The following is a 16630-nucleotide window of genomic DNA, read 5'->3' on the forward strand; positions in this document are numbered from 1 at the left end:
GACACAGCCGAGGTCGCGCCGCCACCGCCGCGCAGCCAGTGCCCGCCATGGCTCGCATGGAGCGCAGGCAGGCTGACGGAGTCGGGAAGGGCTTCGGGAGAAGTCACGCGACCTACGATGGGGGAGCCGGCGCGACTTGTAAACGCGCATGCCCGCGCCTTTGCCCGGCGCGCTGTTCTACATTGCTCCGGCGACGTAGACGGACGGTATGATCCGCACCCGCAGCCAAGTTTCGCGCCTCGTCCCGCTATTCGTCCATCATCACCCCAGGATTATAATACGTTGATCAAAAATGAGAAGTTGTGTGACTGCCAAGTATACACCCTGTCACCTTTGTATGCTTCGCCCACCCCATTCCGCTTGCAAGCCGCCCCGCCATCCCTAATAGCCGCCGAACTATGACGATAACCCAAGACGCCCTCATCGCCGCAGCGCAGAACTCCAAGGCCTGGCCGTTTCAGGAGGCGCAGCGCCTCGCCAAGCGCTTGCCGCAGGGCAAGGACGGCGGCGTCTTGTTCGAAACAGGCTATGGCCCGTCGGGCCTGCCACATATCGGCACCTTTCAGGAAGTGCTGCGGACGACGCTGGTGCGCCGCGCCTATGAAGCGCTGACCGGCGGCGCAGCGACCCGGCTGGTGGCGTTTTCGGATGACATGGACGGTTTGCGCAAGGTGCCGGACAATGTGCCGAACCGCGATATGCTGGCACAGCACATGGGCAAGCCGCTGTCACGCATTCCCAACCCGTTCGGCACCGATTACGAAAGCTTTGCCGCGCACAACAATGCGATGCTGCGCGATTTTCTGGATCGCTTCGGGTTCGAATATGAATTCGTCAGTTCCTCCGATTGCTACAATTCGGGCCAGTTCGATGATGCGCTGAAGGGCGTGCTGACGAATTTCGGCGCGATCATGGATATCATGCTGCCGACGCTGGGCGAGGAACGGCGCCAGACCTATTCGCCGGTCATGCCGATCAGCCCAACCACAGGGGCCGTGCTCCAGGTGCCGATTGACGTGGTGGACGCTGCCGCCGGGATCATCCGCTTCACCGACGAAAACGGCGCAGTCGTCGAACAATCGGCATTGGGCGGGATGGCCAAGTGCCAGTGGAAGGTCGACTGGGCGATGCGCTGGGTGGCATTGGGCGTCGATTACGAGATGTACGGCAAGGATCTGACCGACAGCGGCATCCAGTCGGGCAAGATCGCCCGCGTGCTGGGCGGCCACAAGCCCGAAGGCCTGATCTACGAACTGTTTCTCGATGCCAAGGGCGAGAAGATCTCCAAGTCCAAGGGCAATGGCCTGTCGATCGATGACTGGCTCACATATGGCAGCGAGGAATCGCTGAGCTACTACATCTTCGCCAATCCCCGCAGCGCAAAGCAATTGCATGCTGGTGTGATCCCCAAGGCGATTGACGACTACTGGCAGTTCCGTGCCGCCTTGCCGGGACAGGACATCGACAAGCAATTGGGCAACCCGGTGTGGCATCTGGCCCGCGCCAACCAAAGCCACGAAGGCGCAGAGGCTCCGGGCGCAGGCGATACGCTGCCTGTGCCGTTCAGCCTGCTGCTCAATCTGGTCGGCGTGCTGGGCGCGGGCGCGACGCGCGAGGCGGTGTGGTCATACCTCGGCAATTATGTCGAGAATGCCGATCCGGCAGCGCACCCCGCGCTGGATGTGCTGGTGGGCAAGGCGCTGGCATACAACCGCGATTTTGTCGCGCCCATGCTGGCCAAACGCGCTCCTTCGGGCAGCGAGGCGGCGGCCTTGCAAGCGCTTGATGCTGCTTTGGCAGACGCCGATCCGGCGACCAGCGCCGAGGACTTGCAGACCATCGTCTATGAAATCGGCAAGCAGGAAGCGTTCGGGTTCGAGAGCCTGCGGGACTGGTTCAAGGCGCTCTACGAAACCCTGCTGGGCAGCGAACAAGGCCCGCGCATGGGCAGCTTCATCGCGCTGTATGGCATTGCGCCCACCCGCCAGCTGATCGCAGAGGCGCTGGCAAAGGCCTGACAGGAAAACCTTGTCCTAGCGCCACTGGCGGGTGCGATACCATTTGGTGATGACGTATTTCGCGCCCTTCAGCACCGGCATTCCGGCGTGCATGGTGCTTTCGTTGGGGCGGCCATCGGGCAAGGCATTGTTCCAGATCAGCAGCACACTGGGCTTGGGTTCGATCTGGAAGCCAAGATCGGTGAAGTGCGTGGCGCCGCCTGCGTCAACCTCATTGAGATAGGCCATCGCCGTCCAGCTGCGCTGCCCGCCGCGCGCTTCTTCGAGGCTCCAGTATTTCTCGGAGGTGTAGAACCAGTCATTATGCGGCTGGAACTGCTGGCCAGGCAGGTAGCGTTGACCCTGCACCGCCTCACCAATCGCCGGATCCAGCCCCATCAGGTCGTCAATCCGGCGCGAGATGCCCTTCACAAAGCTTTCGCTCGGGTCGAGATCGCCCGAATAGGATGTGCGGAAGCCCGCAGCATAATCAAGCTCGTGCAGCGAGGAAGGCCGCGCGACCTCGTCGATCATGGTGCACAGCGTCTTGCATTCGGCAAGGCTCAGGAAATCCCCGACCGCGAACAGTTCGACCCGGTCGTTTTCGATCCGGTAGACGCTGGGATCGGCGGCCAGCCGTTCGCGCACCATGGTCCCGACGCGGGCGAGGGCCTGCTGATCGGGAACACTATCGGGGGCGGATTCAGGCGCGTGCATGGCCAGACTGTTAGCAAGCGGCGCGCGCGGTGCAAGCCGGAGTCCCGTTTTGCACCGCACGGCAGACCGCCTACCAGAAGAAGTCGTGGATCACGTCGACCACTTCGCCGGTATAGATATCGACCAGCATGACATCGTCATAATAGCGCACCCAGCGATAGGGGCCATAGACCGGCGGCAGACGAAACGCCCAGGGGTCGTTGATGAAGAAGCGCGGCTGGAAAAACAGGCTGTCGAGGAAGAATCCGGTCTGCAGTCTGTTGTAACGGTGCGCGCGGAACGGGGCGAAATACGGCCCGGGGCGGAAGGCAAAGCGGTTGCCGCGTCGGAAATCGACCCAGTCATAGTTGCGATTGCCTCGCCAGCCACGATTCCAGCGACGGAAGTCGCGATTGTCCCAGCCATTCCAGCCGCGATAATTCCAGCGCCAGTCATCGCGCCGCCAATTGTTGCGGTCACGGCGCACGTCACGCCGATCCCCGCGGAAATTGCCGCCGCGATCTCCGCGCCAGTTGTTGCCCCGGTCGCCGCGGAAATTCTGACCGCGATCGCCGCGCCAGTTTTCACGCCTGTCGATCCGGCCGGAGCGCTCGTTACCGCGCTGCTCCACCCTGATGGCGCCGCGATCGCTGCGATTACCTGCGCGGTCAGCGCGGATGTTGCCGCGATTCTCGCTGCGGTTGGTGCGGATGTCACCGCGCTGGCCGATACGACCGGCACGCGCTTCGCTTCGGCGGTCGATCCGGTCGGCGGCCGAAGTGCGTCCGCCCCGGTCAAACCGCTCGGCGCGAATATTGCCGCGGTTATCGGCCCGATCAGCGCGGAACTCGCTGCGCCGATCGACCCGCTGGACACGCGCCTCATTGCGGCGATCCCTGCGCTGGACGCGGGCCTCGCTCTGGCGCTCGACCTGCGGGGCCCGCGCCTCGCTGCGGCGTTCGGTGCGCTGCGTCCGCTCCGCACGCTGGGCGCGGCGGACCACGCCTGACCCGAAACCACCGCGCTCGGGTGCACGGCGGGCGCGCTCCGGACGCCCGGCTCGGCGCTCAAGGCGCTGGGCCTGCGGGCCGCCGCGATTTTCTGCCTGAAACTGCGGACGCATATTGCGCTCCTGCGCTGCGAGCGGCATCGTCGGAAGGAGCAGGGCAAGGGCGAGAGCCGAAAGCGCACCGCCCCTGGCAAACAGGGATTTGGACATAAGTGCCTCCAGTGACGCCCGCCCACCACAAGCGGCTATTTGATGAATCACTGATAGGCTCTGGCAACTGTCGCAAGGATGAACCGCTTCGCCGACATTCAGAAAAATATCCGATTTGATGAACGGCGTGGTCTGCGCGCAGCTCCGGCTTGACGCGCGCGGCATTGGCTCCGAATGCGCATGATATCATGTTGGAACAGCTCGACGAAATCCGCACCGATTGCGCCAATCGCCTGATCCGCGCCGCGCGTGACCGCAGATCACCGATGCATACGCCGGTGATCGTCACCGCTGATATTGATGCGCGGGTGATGGTGCTGCGAGCCTTCGATCCGGCCAGTTGGACGCTGCGGCTGCACACGGACAGCCGCGCTCCCAAGGCAGCCGCGATCACCGCCGATCCGCGTGTCGCAGCGGTACTGTATGACAAGGCTGCCAAGATCCAGCTGCGTCTGCGCGGTACGGCGCGGATCGAGGTGCAAGGGCCGGTTGCGGATGCAGCGTGGGCGACGAGCACCAATTTTGCCCGGCGCTGCTATCTTGGCGATGGGCCGGGCGCTGTTTCGCAGGTGGCAACATCGGGCCTGCCGTCCGAATTCGAGGGTGTGGAGCCGGATGATGCGCAGCTGCTCCCGGCGCGCGAGAATTTTGCCGTGCTGCTGATCGAGATAAATGAAGTGGACTGGCTCCATCTTGCCCACACCGGCCATGTCCGCGCGCAATTCACCCGCGCGGGCGAGGGCTGGTCGGCGCGCTGGGTTGCGCCCTGAAGGCTGCCATCAGGAGCCTTCGGACGAGCAGCCGGCGGGCGAAGGATCGGGGGCGGGCAGGAAGATGATTTCCTCGATCTCGCTTGCGGCCACGACATGATCCGCGCCCGATTTCTGCGCCGCATCGAGCGCGGCCAGCGCCCGCGCCACCAAAGCCGCGCTGCTGTCCGCGGTTCCGCCAGCTGCAACGCCGAAGCTGGCGGTGAAGGGGTTGTCGCCGCCAAATTGCGGCAGTTTCATTTGTGTGAGTGCGCGGCGCAAGCGGTCAGCGACGCCTTTGGCCGCGCGTTCGTCCGCGCCGGACATGATAATCGCGAAGCCGTCGCCTTCGACCTGCATGAAATTGTCGTCGCGCCGGATTCCGGCTCTCATCACCCCTGCAACATGACCAAGCACCTGCTCGCGGGTCGTGGCATCCCAGCCGGTGCGCAAGACGGCGGTCTGGTCGATCCGGCCACGAAGCACGGCCTGTGCCGCGGGCTGGCCTGCGGCATGGCGGTTGGCGTTGTCAATCGCACCTGTGAGGGCGGATGGCGCAAACAGCCCGGCGAGCGGATTGGCACCAGCCACTTTCCTGCGGCGCTGCCGAATACGCTCGACCAACGTCCCCAGCGCAAGCGCGCTCAGCCACGCCGCCATCGCCGCTCCCAGCGGCACTTCGATTCCCGTGACCACGCCCCTGTCATCCTTGTGCGACCCTGTTATCGCGAATGAGAGTGAGGCAGTCTGGTTAAGAGAGCGTAAATGTGCGGCGGACGCGGCACAAAACGCCCACCGTTTCCTGCGGTTAGCGCGTCAGTTTCTTGTAAGCCAGGCGCGTCGGACGATCGGCGGCATCGCCCAGCCGGCGGCGCTTGTCTTCCTCGTAGGCTTCGAAGTTGCCCTCGAACCATTCGACATGGCTGTTGCCCTCGAAGGCGAGGATATGGGTGGCCAGCCGATCAAGAAAGAAGCGGTCGTGGCTGATCACCACCGCGCAGCCCGCGAAGTTTTCGATCGCGTCTTCCAATGCGGCCAGCGTCTCGACGTCGAGATCATTGGTCGGCTCATCCAGCAGCAACACATTGCCGCCCTTTTTCAGCATCTTGGCCATGTGCACGCGGTTGCGTTCACCGCCCGACAACTTGCCGACGTTCTTCTGTTGATCGGCGCCCTTGAAGTTGAACGCGCCCACGTAAGCGCGGGTCGACATGTCGTGGCCGTTGACCTGCATGTAATCGTGGCCGTCCGAAATTTCCTCCCAGACGTTGTTCTTGGGGTTCAGGTCATCGCGCGACTGATCGACATAACCCAGCCGCACCGTATCGCCGATTTCGACCGTGCCGCTGTCGGGCTCTTCCTTGCCGGTGATGATCTTGAACAGCGTCGATTTGCCCGCCCCATTGGGGCCGATCACGCCCACGATTCCGCCGGGCGGCAGCATGAAGGACAGGTTTTCAAACAGCAGCTTGTCGCCATAGGCCTTGGTGATGTTCTTGGCTTCGATCACCTTGCCGCCAAGGCGTTCGGGTACCTGGATGACGATCTGCGCCTTGCCCGGTGAACGGCCGGATTGTGCGTCCTGCAATTCCTCGAACTTGCGGATACGCGCCTTGGATTTGGTCTGGCGCGCGGCGGGCGTCTGCCGGATCCATTCCAATTCGCGTTGCAGTGCTTTCTGCTTGCCGCTTTCCTCGCGGCTTTCCTGCTCCAGACGCTTCGCCTTTTTTTCCAGGTAGGTCGAATAGTTGCCTTCGTAGGGATAATAGGTGCCGCGATCGAGTTCGAGGATCCATTCCACCACATTATCAAGGAAGTAGCGATCGTGGGTGATCATCAGCACCGCGCCCGCATATTCCTTGAGGTGGTTTTCCAGCCATTCGACGGATTCGGCATCAAGGTGGTTGGTCGGCTCGTCCAGCAGCAGGATCGAAGGCTTCTGGATCAGCAGCCGGGTGAGCGCCACGCGGCGTTTCTCCCCGCCTGACAGGCTGTCCACGCCCATGTCGGATGGCGGGCAGCGCAAGGCCTCCATGGCGATTTCGAGCTGGTTGTCGAGCGTCCAGCCATCGACCGCATCGATCTTGGTCTGGAGATCGCTCATCTCATCGCCCAGCTTTTCAAAATCGGCGTCCGGTTCGGCCATTTCGGCAGAAATGGCATTGAAGCGTTCGACCAGATCGGCGGTTTCGCGCGCGCCGTCCCTGACGTTTTCGAGCACGGTCTTGGTCGGATCAAGCTCGGGTTCCTGCGGGAGGTAGCCGACGGTGATGTTCTCCCCCGGCCATGCCTCGCCTGTAAAATCGGTGTCGATCCCGGCCATGATCTTCATCAGGGTCGATTTGCCCGCGCCATTGGGGCCGACAATGCCGATCTTGGCACCCTGATAGAATTGCAACGAGATATTGGAGAGCACCGGCTTCTGGGCACCGGGGAAGCTCTTGGTCATGCCCTTCATGACAAAGGCGTATTGCGCGGCCATCGGATGGGTCCTTCGAGGATCGGTAAAAGCTGAGAAAGTTCGCAGCGCAGATAGGGAAGGGGATGGCCAAGGGCAAGCCGCTAGACTTCGCTGTTTGCGGGCGATAGCACCGCGTGCCATGAACCGCACCCTTACCGCGCTGGCCGCACTTTCGCTCGTGACCGTCACCACCGCCGCAGCCGGCGAAACTCCCGCGCTCGAAGCGCAGGCGAGCGCGGCTCTGGATGGGGACCCCCACGCATGGGATTTCGTTGCAGGGATCACCACCGAAGTCGGCCCGCGTCAGGCCGGGACCGAAGCCGAGGCACGCGGGCGGGCATGGGCAATGCAATGGCTCAAGGCCAAGGGGTTTGCCAATATTGCCGACGAGCCGTTCATGATGGATACGTGGATCCCCGGCGATATCGCCAGAGCCCGCGTGACGGCACCATTTGCGCAGGATCTGGTCGTCCTGCCGCTTGGCAATTCGGGCGCGACCCCGGCAGGCGGGATCGAGGCCGAGGCGGTGTTCTTCCGCACGGTTGACGAATTGCGCGCAGCGCCCGCAGGCAGCCTTGCTGGCAAGATCGCCTATATCAGCCACCAGATGCGTCCAGCGCAGGACGGATCGCATTACGGCTTTGCCGGGCCTGCGCGCTGGGTGGGGCCGGGGATTGCGGCGAGCAAGGGCGCGATCGGGGCCGTGATCAAGTCGGTCGGCACCGATCACCACCGCAATCCGCATACCGGCGGCACCAGCTTTCCCGAAGGCATCGCGGCAATTCCGGCGGGCGCGCTGAGCCTGCCCGATGCCGAAAACCTTGAACGCATGTTCGCGCGCGCCGATCGGCGTTCTGTAACGCTCAGGCTTGAAATGAACCCGCGCCAGATCGGCCAGACTCAAAGCGGGAACGTGGTCGGCGAGATTGTCGGGCGCAATCCATTGCTCCCGCCAGTGCTGCTTGCCTGCCATATCGACAGCTGGTGGAATGCGCCGGGCGCCTTTGACGATGGCGCGGGCTGCGCGATCATATCCGCCGCTGCGCTCCATGTCAGGCAATCGGGCCAGCCGCTGCGCACGATCCGGGTGCTGCTGGCCGGCGCTGAGGAAACCGGGCTGTGGGGCAGCAAGGCCTATAGCGAGGCCCATATCGACGAGCCGATCGCGGTCGGGATCGAGAGCGATTTCGGCGCCGACCGCATCTGGCGCTTCGAGAGCAATTTTCGTCAGAGCAATCCCGCGCTGCACAAGCGCATCGCCGCCGCTGTCGCGCGTTTCGGGGTGTCGAACGGCAGTGATGTCGCGACCGGCGGGGCGGATCTCAATATCGTGCGCGACCAGCAAGGTGCGCTTGTCGATCTGCAGCAGGACGGGCTGCGCTATTTCGATCTGCATCACACCCCGGACGACACGCTCGACAAGATCGACAAGGCCCAGCTGCGCCAGAATGTCGCGGTGTGGACGATGGTGGTCGGTATCCTTGCGAACGAAAGCAACTCGATTCTCACCGGCGGACCGATCCCGGCCGCGCCTGCGATCATGCAGGAATAATCAGCGTTTCGGCTGCGGCCGCGCAGAAGGGCGGGGCGGCAAGCTGGCGATTGAAGCGGCAGAACGGCGTGTTCGCGCTGTTTGGCCAGCGACCTGCCGATCATGGTTCGTGCCGCCGTCATGACACAATGCGCTGCGTCTGGATCTGACCGGGCTGCAGCAAGCAGCGATTCCGCAATGGTTTCTCTCACCGGGCAAGGCTGGATGATAGTTCTATAATACAGAACGGATTTGAAGATATATTGAATTTTTCTGAGAATGAATGCTGGTCTAGGAGATGGGCTCCCCCATTCAAACGAAGAGGCCTGGAGCATGGACAAAGCCAAGCAGAAGCCCGGATTGCCCGGTGACACAGGCCTGTCAGCTGCCTTTCCCGCACGCCGGACGAACACATCTGCCCTGCGGCTGGTCGCCACGAGGCTCCAGCTGCGGGAACCTGCGGATTGCGGGCATGATGATTGGAACGCTGGGCGTGATCAGCTGCTGGCATGGCTCGGGATAGAGCTTGAAAAGCTTCCCCAGGTGAAGGCGGCCGGTTTCAAGCAGGTTGCGCATTGGGCCATGTCGTCGTCGGCTGCCGGGACTGCGCCCGAATTTGCGCCGTGGCAGTGCTTTTCCCCGGTGGCCCTTCAGAACGGCGGAATTGCCAACCTCCCGCGCGCTCAATGGGTGTCGAGCTATCTCATCGATCATGGCCCCGGCCAGATCGCCCGGCAGCGCGCCTGTGATCTTGCGCTGATGTCGCCGCATCCGGCCATGTGCGCTCCGGACGAGGATGGTGCCGCGCCCACGCCGCGCCTTGCGGTGCTCAAGGCGATGATCGGCGCCGCCCGCAGCGAAGGGCGCGACAAGCTGGCGATCATCGTTCATGCCCGTCAGTGCAACGCCATGGCGAAGCTGCTGCTGCTCGCCGATCGCGGATTGACCCGCGAGGGGATCACGCTGGAAATCCTGTCGATTGAAGAAGCGCTCGCCCCGCTGGCGGCCGAGCCTGAGCGCTGGAATGCGATCATCGTCATGCCCGACCTGCGCGGGATCGTGATGGCCTTGCTGGTGCAGTCGAGCGGTGTGACCTCGCCCTGGCCGATGGTGTGGCATGGCGGCGGGGGCCTTGGTCTGGTGGCAGGCGAATCGCTCGAACAGGGCGGCCGGCTTCTGGCGCTGGACGGGTCGTTGCTGGTTCATGCGCTGGCACTTGCGCTGCAGCATGCCGGGATGACGCAGGCCGCGCAGCGTCTGCATGCCGCCTGGGCAAGGCTGCGCGACAAAGGCGTGGTGACCGAAGGGCGGGGCGCGCGGGCGCCCTATGTGAACCGGGTGGAAGCTGCAGTGTTAATCGACCTTGTTTGCAGCGATATCGTTGATATTGCTCGCCCGGTTCCGGAATGGCGTGCGTTATCCGCCCATGCCGAGACCCACGCCGAGGCCCCTTGCGCCCCCGTCCGGCTCAGCCTTGTTGCTGATCGCCCGTCCGCCCCCCATTCCTGAGAAAGTTCTGCCATGCCCAGCCGAAAGATCGTGGCGACCGAACTCGCCAATGTCCTGCGCCAGATTTCGCATCCCGATCGCATCCGCCTGCTGCTCCGACTGCAGTCTGGCGCGCAGACCGTGAACGATCTGGCCGAGGCGCTCGAAATTCCGCCGACCCGTGTTTCGCAGCATCTCAGCGTGCTGCGGGCGATCGCCTTGGTCGAGACGGAATCGCAGGGGCAAAAGCGGGTCTACAGCCTGAGCCAGCCCGAACTCGCGCTGTGGCTAATCGACGGGATCGATTTCATCGCCCACCGCCTGGGCCGGGCCAGCGCCAAGGATATCGAGCACGCCAAGGACCTGTGGCAGCAGGAAGCCTCGACCACCACCATCTGACGCTTGCGGGCAGGATCAGGCGGCTGGCCGCTTCATCAGGTTGGGAATCGCCGTCTGTGAAGGGTCCTGTGCGCGCCGCGCATAGCGCTTTACCAGATCGCTCCATTCAACGGTCAGGCTCCCGCCGGTGCTCTGGTGCAGCTTTTCCCACGAAGACAGCATTTCCAGGCAGGCGTGGTCGATATAGTCGAGCTTTTCGACATGGATGTGCACTTCGGCACCGAAGGGCGACTTTTCCAGCGCATGGCTGAGCTGCGGGATCGAGAAGAAGGTGGCCGAACCGGTCATCCACATGTCCACCCGGTTCAGCTCCTTGTCGTAGCTGGTTTCGATCTCGAGATGCGAGAAGGTGTAGACCAGTTTCAGCGTCGCCAGCGCGAAGCCGAGGATCACCCCGGTGAGCAGGTCGATGGCTACCACGCCCACCAGTGTCACGACATAGATCGCCAGTTCCTGACGGCCGAATTCGGCAATCCTGCGGATCTGGGCGACGTTGACCAGCTTGTAGCCGGTATAGACAAGGATCGCCGCCAGCACCGCGGTGGGGATTGTGTTCAGCACGAAGGGGAAGGCGATCACTGCCAGCAGCAGCCAGCCGCCATGGAGGATCGCGGAGATCCGGGTCGTCGCACCGGCTTCGACGTTGGCGGCCGAGCGCACGATCACCCCGGTCATTGGCAGCGCGCCCAGCGCCCCGCAGACCAGATTGCCGATCCCCTGTGCCCGCAATTCCTTGTCATAATTGGTGCGGGCGCCGATGTGCATCTTGTCAATCGCGGTCGCGCACAGCAGCGTTTCTGCGCTGGCGACGAAGGCGAATACCACACCGAGCGTGAGGATTTCCATATCGAGGAACCCGCCCAGCACTTCGACGGTCGGGATGTTGAGCGCGGTGGTGAGGTTGGAGGGCAGCTCGACCAGCGTGATCGGCAGCGCGAAAGCGAAGGCGAACAGCGTGCCGACCAGGACCCCGAGCAGCGGCCCCGGCAGAAGCGCGAGTCGCTTCGGCTTGAACTTGTTCCACAACATGATGGTGAGAATGGTGATGATCCCGGCCATCGCGGCGAGATGGTGCACCGAATCATCGATCGGAAAACCCTTGATGATGGCCTCGGGAATGGCGGCAATATTGGCAAGCCCGCTGGCACGCGGCGCATCATCCAGCATCACGTGGAACTGCGAGGCCAATATGAGCACCCCGATTCCCGCCAGCATCCCGTGGATCACCGAGGGTGAAATTGCCCGGAACCACTGGCCCAGACGGAAAATGCCCGCCAGCAGCTGCAACCCGCCGGCGATCAGACCGACCACGCCCAGCATGATCAATCCGTGATCATTGACCAGCTGGAACACCAGCACCGCCATTCCGGCCGCCGGCCCGCTGACCTGAAGCGGGGAACCTGCAAGGCTGCCCACCACCAGTCCGCCGACGATCCCGGTGATCAGTCCCAGCGCGGGTGGAGCGCCCGAGGCGATCGCAATCCCCATGCACAGCGGCAGGGCGACCAGGAACACCACAATTGAAGCGAGGAAATCCCTCCCTGCAATGTCAGAAGTCATGCGATTGGCGGACAGGATGCTCATGCGTTTCTGGCTCCGACGGGAGAGGGAGGAAGAGGGACTGGCCCGGTTCAACCGGCCGCGTGGCCGCAGGCATGGTCGGCCAGCGCCGACGCGGCGACTTCGGCGGCGTAGCGTTCCTCGATCGGAACCCAGCTCTCGCTTGCCTCGTCATAGGCGGACACCCCGCCGGACTTGATGTCGTAGACCCAGCCGTGCAGCTGCACTGCCTTCTGTGCCAGCGCGACCGCCACTGTGGGGTGGGTCTTGAGGTGCTGCAATTGCAGCATCACGTTCTGTTCGAGCAGCAAACGCATCTTTGCCTCTTCGGACAGGCCGGCGCCCAGCGTCTCGACTATGTCGACCGCACCCTTGGCAAAGCCCAGCCATTCGCGCACGTGCGGCAGATTGGTCAGCCCCTCGCTGTGCATCGCGCCCTTCATTGCCCCGCATTCGGTGTGACCACAGATCACGATATTGGGCACCTGCAGCGCGCCGACCGCGAATTCGATCGAGGCAGTCATCCCCCCGGTCTGGTTGGTGTGCGGGGGCACGATGTTGCCCGCATTGCGCAAGATGAACAATTCGCCCGGATCGGTCTGGGTGATCATCGCGGTCTCGATCCTGCTGTCAGAGCAGGTGATGAACAGCGCCTCGGGGCTTTGCCCGGTGCTCAGTCGTTCGAACAGCTTCTTCTTCTCGGGAAAGACCTCCCGCTGGAACTTGATGACGCCTAGGGCAAATCGCGACATGGGGATGGTCCTCTCATCTGGAACTGGCTGGGGTGTCTGCGGTCCACAATTCGCGGACTCGCTCGATATGCGCGCTTTCGTCCAGACGGCTGCGGACATCGAGAAACTCAAGCGCCTCAACGATCCACGCGGCGATGGCCGGCTGGGTCAGGCGATAGAAATGATTGCGCCCCTCGCGCCGGTCTTCGACCAGGCGGTGCGCGCGCAAGGGGGCCAGATGCTGGGAAATGCGGGTGGACGGAAGGTCGAGCGCAGCGGCGATGCTGGTCACGTCCTTTTCGCCGTGCCGCAATTCTTCGATCATGCGGAGACGATCGGGGTGAGCAAGCAGCTTGAGCAGCTCGGCCAGTTCGCGGGATACGACAATCCGGCTCGGCATTTTTCTCTCCATACCTGCGTATATATGCAGATTAATGTGTGTGAACCTATATGCACACAAAGAATTGTCAAGACTGCTTGCGGCCCGACCAGTTCTTGTCCGATTTCAGCCTTGCCCGGTGTGCCCGGAGCAATGCTATCAGGGCCGTCATGAAAGTGATTTTCAGCAGGAAAGGTGTCGATAGCGCAGCCGGCGGGTGCGCCAGTGCGCTAATCGGAGCGGTGCCTGTCAGCCTGCCGATCCCGACGCACGAGCCGGCTCCGGTGACCTATGGCGATCTGCGGTCCGACCTGGCGGCAATGGCGCATGATCTCAGTCGCGGTAAGCTCGCAGCGGGCCGGGCGTGCCATCTCGATCCCGATCTCGATCATCGCGCATTGTCCGCCCGCCCGGCAGGCTGGCGCGGCGCCCTTGGGCAGGCTTCCGCGTCACTCGGACACCTCGATAATCAGGGCGTTGATGCGGGCGATCTGTTCCTGTTCTGGGGCCTGTATCGTCCGGTCGAGCAGGTCGCTGGCAGGTGGCGATATTGCGGGCCGCGCCGCCACGCGATCTTTGGCTGGCTCCATGTCGCAGAGGTCTGCAGGATCACCGATGACGGGATCGACGCCCTCCGGCGGCACCCTTGGCTGCGCGATCATCCGCATGTCCGTGCAGGCTGGAATGCAGCCAATGCTGTCTATGTCGCCTCGGACTGGTTTGGGCTGGCCGGACGCCGGTTTCCCGGAAGCGGTGTGTTGTCCCGGGCATTCAGTCTGACCGCGCCGGACAGCCGCCTGCCAAGCATCTGGCAGGTGCCCGGCTGGCTTGATCCGTCAGCGGGCGGGGTCGGCCTGACCTACCACCCGCCGGGCCGCTGGCTGGGGCAAGGACAATTGCGATCAGCCGCGCGCGGGCAGGAATTTGTTGCCGATATTGCCGCGCGCGATGATGCCGCGACCTGGATTGCCGATCTGCTGCAGGCTCACGCTTGAGCCTTCACATCCTGGCCGTCGCGATTGATCGCGGCGATCCATAGGGGCGAGCAATTGCCATGCCTTGAGCCAGACAGCCCGCCAGCGCGTTCGGCAACCTTACCCCGACATCCAGGATGATCCGGCAGGCCGTGATGACTCCCGTTCGCCTGCCGTCCGCCTGTTCAACAGGCCCTAGACGCTATTCGATGGGCTTCCTGTTGTCGAGCAAGTCCTCCTCCTGCGTAAAGCCGCGCTCTTCGCTGACCAGCTTCTCCACCGCGCGGTCGGGCGCGGCGTTTTCGTCCATAGGGGCGGGCGCGGGCCGCGGCTTTCGGGTTCCGGCCCGGCCTTCTTCGGCCAGTGTCGGCTGTCTTCCGCGATCGTCCATACGGATCCGGTAGATCGGCTCGGGCAGTTCATAGCCAGCCTCTTCCACCGCATGCTTGGCCGCCTGAATGGCAAGACTGCGGCCCTTCAGGAAATCGGTCGAACGCTGATCAACCCATGCAAAGAAGCGCAGCACGATGCTGGATTCCCCCACAGCATAGATCACCGAATGGCTGGGCGGGTCGTCCAGCACGAAGGGCAGGGCCCTGATCGCTTGCAGCCCTACTTCCATCGCGCCGAGCGGATCGTCGGCCGAGTCAACGCCGAGATCGAATTCAAAGCGGCGCTGGGGGTTGCGGGTGTAGTTGAGAATGTTCGCCTTGAAGACCGTGCTGTTGGGAATCCGCAGATGGTTGCCATCAAGGGTCATCAGAACCGTGGCACGAGAGGTCAGCCGGATCACGTGGCCTTCAAGATCGTCGATCAGGATGTGGTCGTTGGCACGGAACGGCTGCCTCAGGCTGAGCATCAGGCTCGACACGTAATTGTCCACGGTATCGCGCACTGCAAAACTAAAGGCGATGCCGATGATACCCGCGCTGCCCAGGACAAAGCCGAGCAAGGTGGCGGCATCAAGAATCTGCAACGCCACGATCAGCGCCGCAATGATGGCTATGACCCGGATCGCGCCGGAAAGCAGTTCGGCCAGAAAGGCATTGGGCGCAACCCATTTCCAAAGCCAGCGCTGGGCGGCGAGCAGGTATCCCGCAGCAGCGATAAGCAAGGCCACCAGCACCGCTACCCCGAACAGCGGCAAGGAACCCACGAACGTCCGAAGATCATCGTTCAACGCCTGAATTGCAGGTGACAGGTTGCTGTCCAATTCAAACGTACGCTCGATGGAATTCTCGACGGTCACGACCCCTGCGATACGCCGTGCGATATTCGATGCCTGTTCCCGGTCTGCCTGGTTGGTCACAGTCCCTTCAAGGGTGACGACGCCTGACTGGACGGTCACATCGACATCGCTGAGCCCGTCGATCTGAGCGAAGATGTCCATCAGACCGCCCGCGATATCGCGATCGGATTCCTGCGTAAGGGCCGCAATGTCGATCGGCTCCGATTCTGGGGCCGCGTCCTGTTCTATTCCGGCAAGGGATGCGGGATCGGGAAGGCTCTGGCCATGCAGCGCGGTCGACGGGATGATCAATATGCACGCGGCAAAGGCAAGCCCGGCCACCAACGCCGCAAGCGAATGAAGCGAAGGGATGGGCCGGTTGTCCGGCTGCCTATCTTTGAGCAACTTTAACAGTCGCGGCTGTGCCAAGGCGGGTTGCTCCCCTTGTAAATGCGCAGTGCACGAGCCTGAACTCGCGTCAGCTTGCGCCACCTGCGTCGAAGGCTTCAACCAATCGCCAATCTACGTCGGAAAATTGTAACGCTTTTTCCTGCGAATTTATAGCTTGGCACAAGATCGCTGCCGTCGAGCGGGACGTCCGCCACCGGGCCGGTTGGCGAATCCTGTCGTGAAACTGCGCGAAACCGGCAGGCGGCATTCAGACGACCATCGCAGGGCTCGCCATGCCCTGACATGTGCCGCAGTCATGCATGGATCCGCCAACCGCCGTATTGCGCGCCCTTGCACCAGATCAACGCGGGATTTTATTCAATCGCTTTCAACGGTGTCAATCGGGTCAATCAAGGATGGTATCGAGAAGGCGCGGCTTATATTCAGGGTGTGGATGTTGAGCGCGGCGCTGATGCGCCTGATTGCGCCGCATTTCGCTCTCTCGCACGGCGTCCCCCCGCAAAGCCGTGCTCTACCGCCAGCGTCACAAGGTGGATAATACCAACCTGCATAATTTCTGACTCACGGGGATTCCCAAGGCTGCGGAAATCTGACTCAATGGCGCTGTGACATTGGAGATCGGCGCCATGGGAAAAGCGATTGGCTTGCGGGAAGATTTTGACGGCGCTGCGCTGCGACGATTGTCGCGGATGACGAGGAGCGCGAACCAGGCGCGGAGGCTGTTGGCCCTGGCCGAGATTTATGACGGCGGCAGTCGGAGTGCGGCGGCGCGGATCGGCGGTGTGGGGCTGCAGATCGTGCGCGACT

Annotated in this window: 14 protein-coding genes and 1 pseudogene; 7 read left to right on the forward strand and 8 right to left on the reverse strand. The window is 63.0% G+C overall.

Annotated features, from left to right (window positions below; genetic code table 11):
• The first annotated feature begins 398 nt into the window (after positions 1-398).
• On the forward strand, positions 399-2018 hold the full coding sequence (locus tag BUA05_RS01205) for a lysine--tRNA ligase (RefSeq protein WP_178139124.1): 1620 nt from the start codon (positions 399-401) through the stop codon (positions 2016-2018).
• A 15-nt stretch (positions 2019-2033) separates the two neighbouring features.
• On the opposite strand, the gene BUA05_RS01210 is transcribed toward BUA05_RS01205, so the two are convergent.
• Both BUA05_RS01210 and BUA05_RS14830 read right to left on the reverse strand, forming a co-directional pair.
• Positions 2034-2714, reverse strand: coding sequence for a prolyl hydroxylase family protein (locus tag BUA05_RS01210; protein ID WP_072672833.1), 681 nt, complete (start codon positions 2712-2714; stop codon positions 2034-2036).
• Between the two features lie 70 nt (positions 2715-2784).
• Positions 2785-3912 carry an RcnB family protein gene (locus BUA05_RS14830; protein WP_245790034.1) on the reverse strand — a complete coding sequence of 376 codons (1128 nt, stop codon included), beginning with the start codon at positions 3910-3912 and terminating at the stop codon, positions 2785-2787.
• A 188-nt stretch (positions 3913-4100) separates the two neighbouring features.
• On the opposite strand from BUA05_RS14830, the gene BUA05_RS01220 reads away from it, so the two are divergent.
• The gene (locus BUA05_RS01220; RefSeq protein WP_072672872.1) at positions 4101-4682 is read left to right on the forward strand and encodes a PNPOx family protein; all 582 of its coding nucleotides are present in this window, start codon (positions 4101-4103) and stop codon (positions 4680-4682) included.
• A 9-nt stretch (positions 4683-4691) separates the two neighbouring features.
• On the opposite strand, the gene BUA05_RS01225 is transcribed toward BUA05_RS01220, so the two are convergent.
• Complete coding sequence (locus tag BUA05_RS01225; protein ID WP_072672834.1) at positions 4692-5357, reverse strand: GGDEF domain-containing protein; 666 nt, start codon at positions 5355-5357, stop codon at positions 4692-4694.
• Between the two features lie 112 nt (positions 5358-5469).
• Positions 5470-7143 (reverse strand): energy-dependent translational throttle protein EttA, encoded by a 1674-nt coding sequence (gene ettA, locus BUA05_RS01230; RefSeq protein ID WP_072672835.1) that lies wholly within the window; start codon positions 7141-7143, stop codon positions 5470-5472.
• A 118-nt stretch (positions 7144-7261) separates the two neighbouring features.
• Between ettA and BUA05_RS01235 the strand changes: the two genes are divergently transcribed.
• The 3 genes from BUA05_RS01235 (at position 7262) to BUA05_RS01245 (ending at position 10540) form a co-directional block, all read left to right on the forward strand.
• Positions 7262-8674 (forward strand): M20/M25/M40 family metallo-hydrolase, encoded by a 1413-nt coding sequence (locus tag BUA05_RS01235; protein ID WP_072672836.1) that lies wholly within the window; start codon positions 7262-7264, stop codon positions 8672-8674.
• A 312-nt stretch (positions 8675-8986) separates the two neighbouring features.
• Positions 8987-10162, forward strand: coding sequence for a hypothetical protein (locus tag BUA05_RS01240; RefSeq protein WP_072672837.1), 1176 nt, complete (start codon positions 8987-8989; stop codon positions 10160-10162).
• 12 nt (positions 10163-10174) lie between these two features.
• Complete coding sequence (locus BUA05_RS01245) at positions 10175-10540, forward strand: ArsR/SmtB family transcription factor (protein ID WP_072672838.1); 366 nt, start codon at positions 10175-10177, stop codon at positions 10538-10540.
• A gap of 15 nt (positions 10541-10555) precedes the next feature.
• Here BUA05_RS01245 and BUA05_RS01250 read toward each other — a convergent pair whose 3' ends face one another.
• The 3 genes from BUA05_RS01250 to BUA05_RS01260 are packed head-to-tail and all read right to left on the reverse strand — an operon-like array spanning position 10556 to position 13231.
• Entirely contained in the window at positions 10556-12124 is a 1569-nt protein-coding gene (locus tag BUA05_RS01250; protein ID WP_072672839.1) for a SulP family inorganic anion transporter, read from the reverse strand.
• 47 nt (positions 12125-12171) lie between these two features.
• Complete coding sequence (locus BUA05_RS01255) at positions 12172-12852, reverse strand: carbonic anhydrase (protein ID WP_072672840.1); 681 nt, start codon at positions 12850-12852, stop codon at positions 12172-12174.
• Positions 12853-12865: 13 nt separating this feature from the next.
• The gene (locus BUA05_RS01260) at positions 12866-13231 is read right to left on the reverse strand and encodes an ArsR/SmtB family transcription factor (protein WP_072672841.1); all 366 of its coding nucleotides are present in this window, start codon (positions 13229-13231) and stop codon (positions 12866-12868) included.
• A 149-nt stretch (positions 13232-13380) separates the two neighbouring features.
• Between BUA05_RS01260 and BUA05_RS01265 the strand changes: the two genes are divergently transcribed.
• The gene (locus BUA05_RS01265; RefSeq protein WP_072672842.1) at positions 13381-14205 is read left to right on the forward strand and encodes an Nmad3 family putative nucleotide modification protein; all 825 of its coding nucleotides are present in this window, start codon (positions 13381-13383) and stop codon (positions 14203-14205) included.
• A gap of 181 nt (positions 14206-14386) precedes the next feature.
• Here BUA05_RS01265 and BUA05_RS01270 read toward each other — a convergent pair whose 3' ends face one another.
• Positions 14387-15922 carry a mechanosensitive ion channel domain-containing protein gene (locus tag BUA05_RS01270; RefSeq protein WP_245790035.1) on the reverse strand — a complete coding sequence of 512 codons (1536 nt, stop codon included), beginning with the start codon at positions 15920-15922 and terminating at the stop codon, positions 14387-14389.
• A gap of 527 nt (positions 15923-16449) precedes the next feature.
• Here BUA05_RS01270 and BUA05_RS01275 point away from each other — a divergent pair.
• Positions 16450-16630, forward strand: a pseudogene (locus tag BUA05_RS01275) (IS630 family transposase); the annotation flags it as partial.

The sequence above is a fragment of the Erythrobacter sanguineus genome (assembly GCF_900143235.1).
GTDB lineage: Bacteria > Pseudomonadota > Alphaproteobacteria > Sphingomonadales > Sphingomonadaceae > Erythrobacter > Erythrobacter sanguineus.

What these genes read in the sequence shown, in the direction of transcription:
- BUA05_RS01220 (WP_072672872.1), top strand. Translation starts at nt 4,101, where the DNA reads ATGTTGGAACAGCTCGACGAAATCCGCACCGATTGCGCCAATCGCCTG.
- BUA05_RS01210 (WP_072672833.1), bottom strand. Translation starts at nt 2,714, where the DNA reads ATGCACGCGCCTGAATCCGCCCCCGATAGTGTTCCCGATCAGCAGGCC.
- BUA05_RS01240 (WP_072672837.1), top strand. Translation starts at nt 8,987, where the DNA reads ATGGACAAAGCCAAGCAGAAGCCCGGATTGCCCGGTGACACAGGCCTG.
- BUA05_RS01265 (WP_072672842.1), top strand. Translation starts at nt 13,381, where the DNA reads ATGAAAGTGATTTTCAGCAGGAAAGGTGTCGATAGCGCAGCCGGCGGG.
- BUA05_RS01235 (WP_072672836.1), top strand. Translation starts at nt 7,262, where the DNA reads ATGAACCGCACCCTTACCGCGCTGGCCGCACTTTCGCTCGTGACCGTC.
- BUA05_RS01205 (WP_178139124.1), top strand. Translation starts at nt 399, where the DNA reads ATGACGATAACCCAAGACGCCCTCATCGCCGCAGCGCAGAACTCCAAG.
- BUA05_RS01250 (WP_072672839.1), bottom strand. Translation starts at nt 12,124, where the DNA reads ATGAGCATCCTGTCCGCCAATCGCATGACTTCTGACATTGCAGGGAGG.
- BUA05_RS01245 (WP_072672838.1), top strand. Translation starts at nt 10,175, where the DNA reads ATGCCCAGCCGAAAGATCGTGGCGACCGAACTCGCCAATGTCCTGCGC.
- BUA05_RS01255 (WP_072672840.1), bottom strand. Translation starts at nt 12,852, where the DNA reads ATGTCGCGATTTGCCCTAGGCGTCATCAAGTTCCAGCGGGAGGTCTTT.
- BUA05_RS14830 (WP_245790034.1), bottom strand. Translation starts at nt 3,912, where the DNA reads ATGTCCAAATCCCTGTTTGCCAGGGGCGGTGCGCTTTCGGCTCTCGCC.
- BUA05_RS01260 (WP_072672841.1), bottom strand. Translation starts at nt 13,231, where the DNA reads ATGCCGAGCCGGATTGTCGTATCCCGCGAACTGGCCGAGCTGCTCAAG.
- ettA (WP_072672835.1), bottom strand. Translation starts at nt 7,143, where the DNA reads ATGGCCGCGCAATACGCCTTTGTCATGAAGGGCATGACCAAGAGCTTC.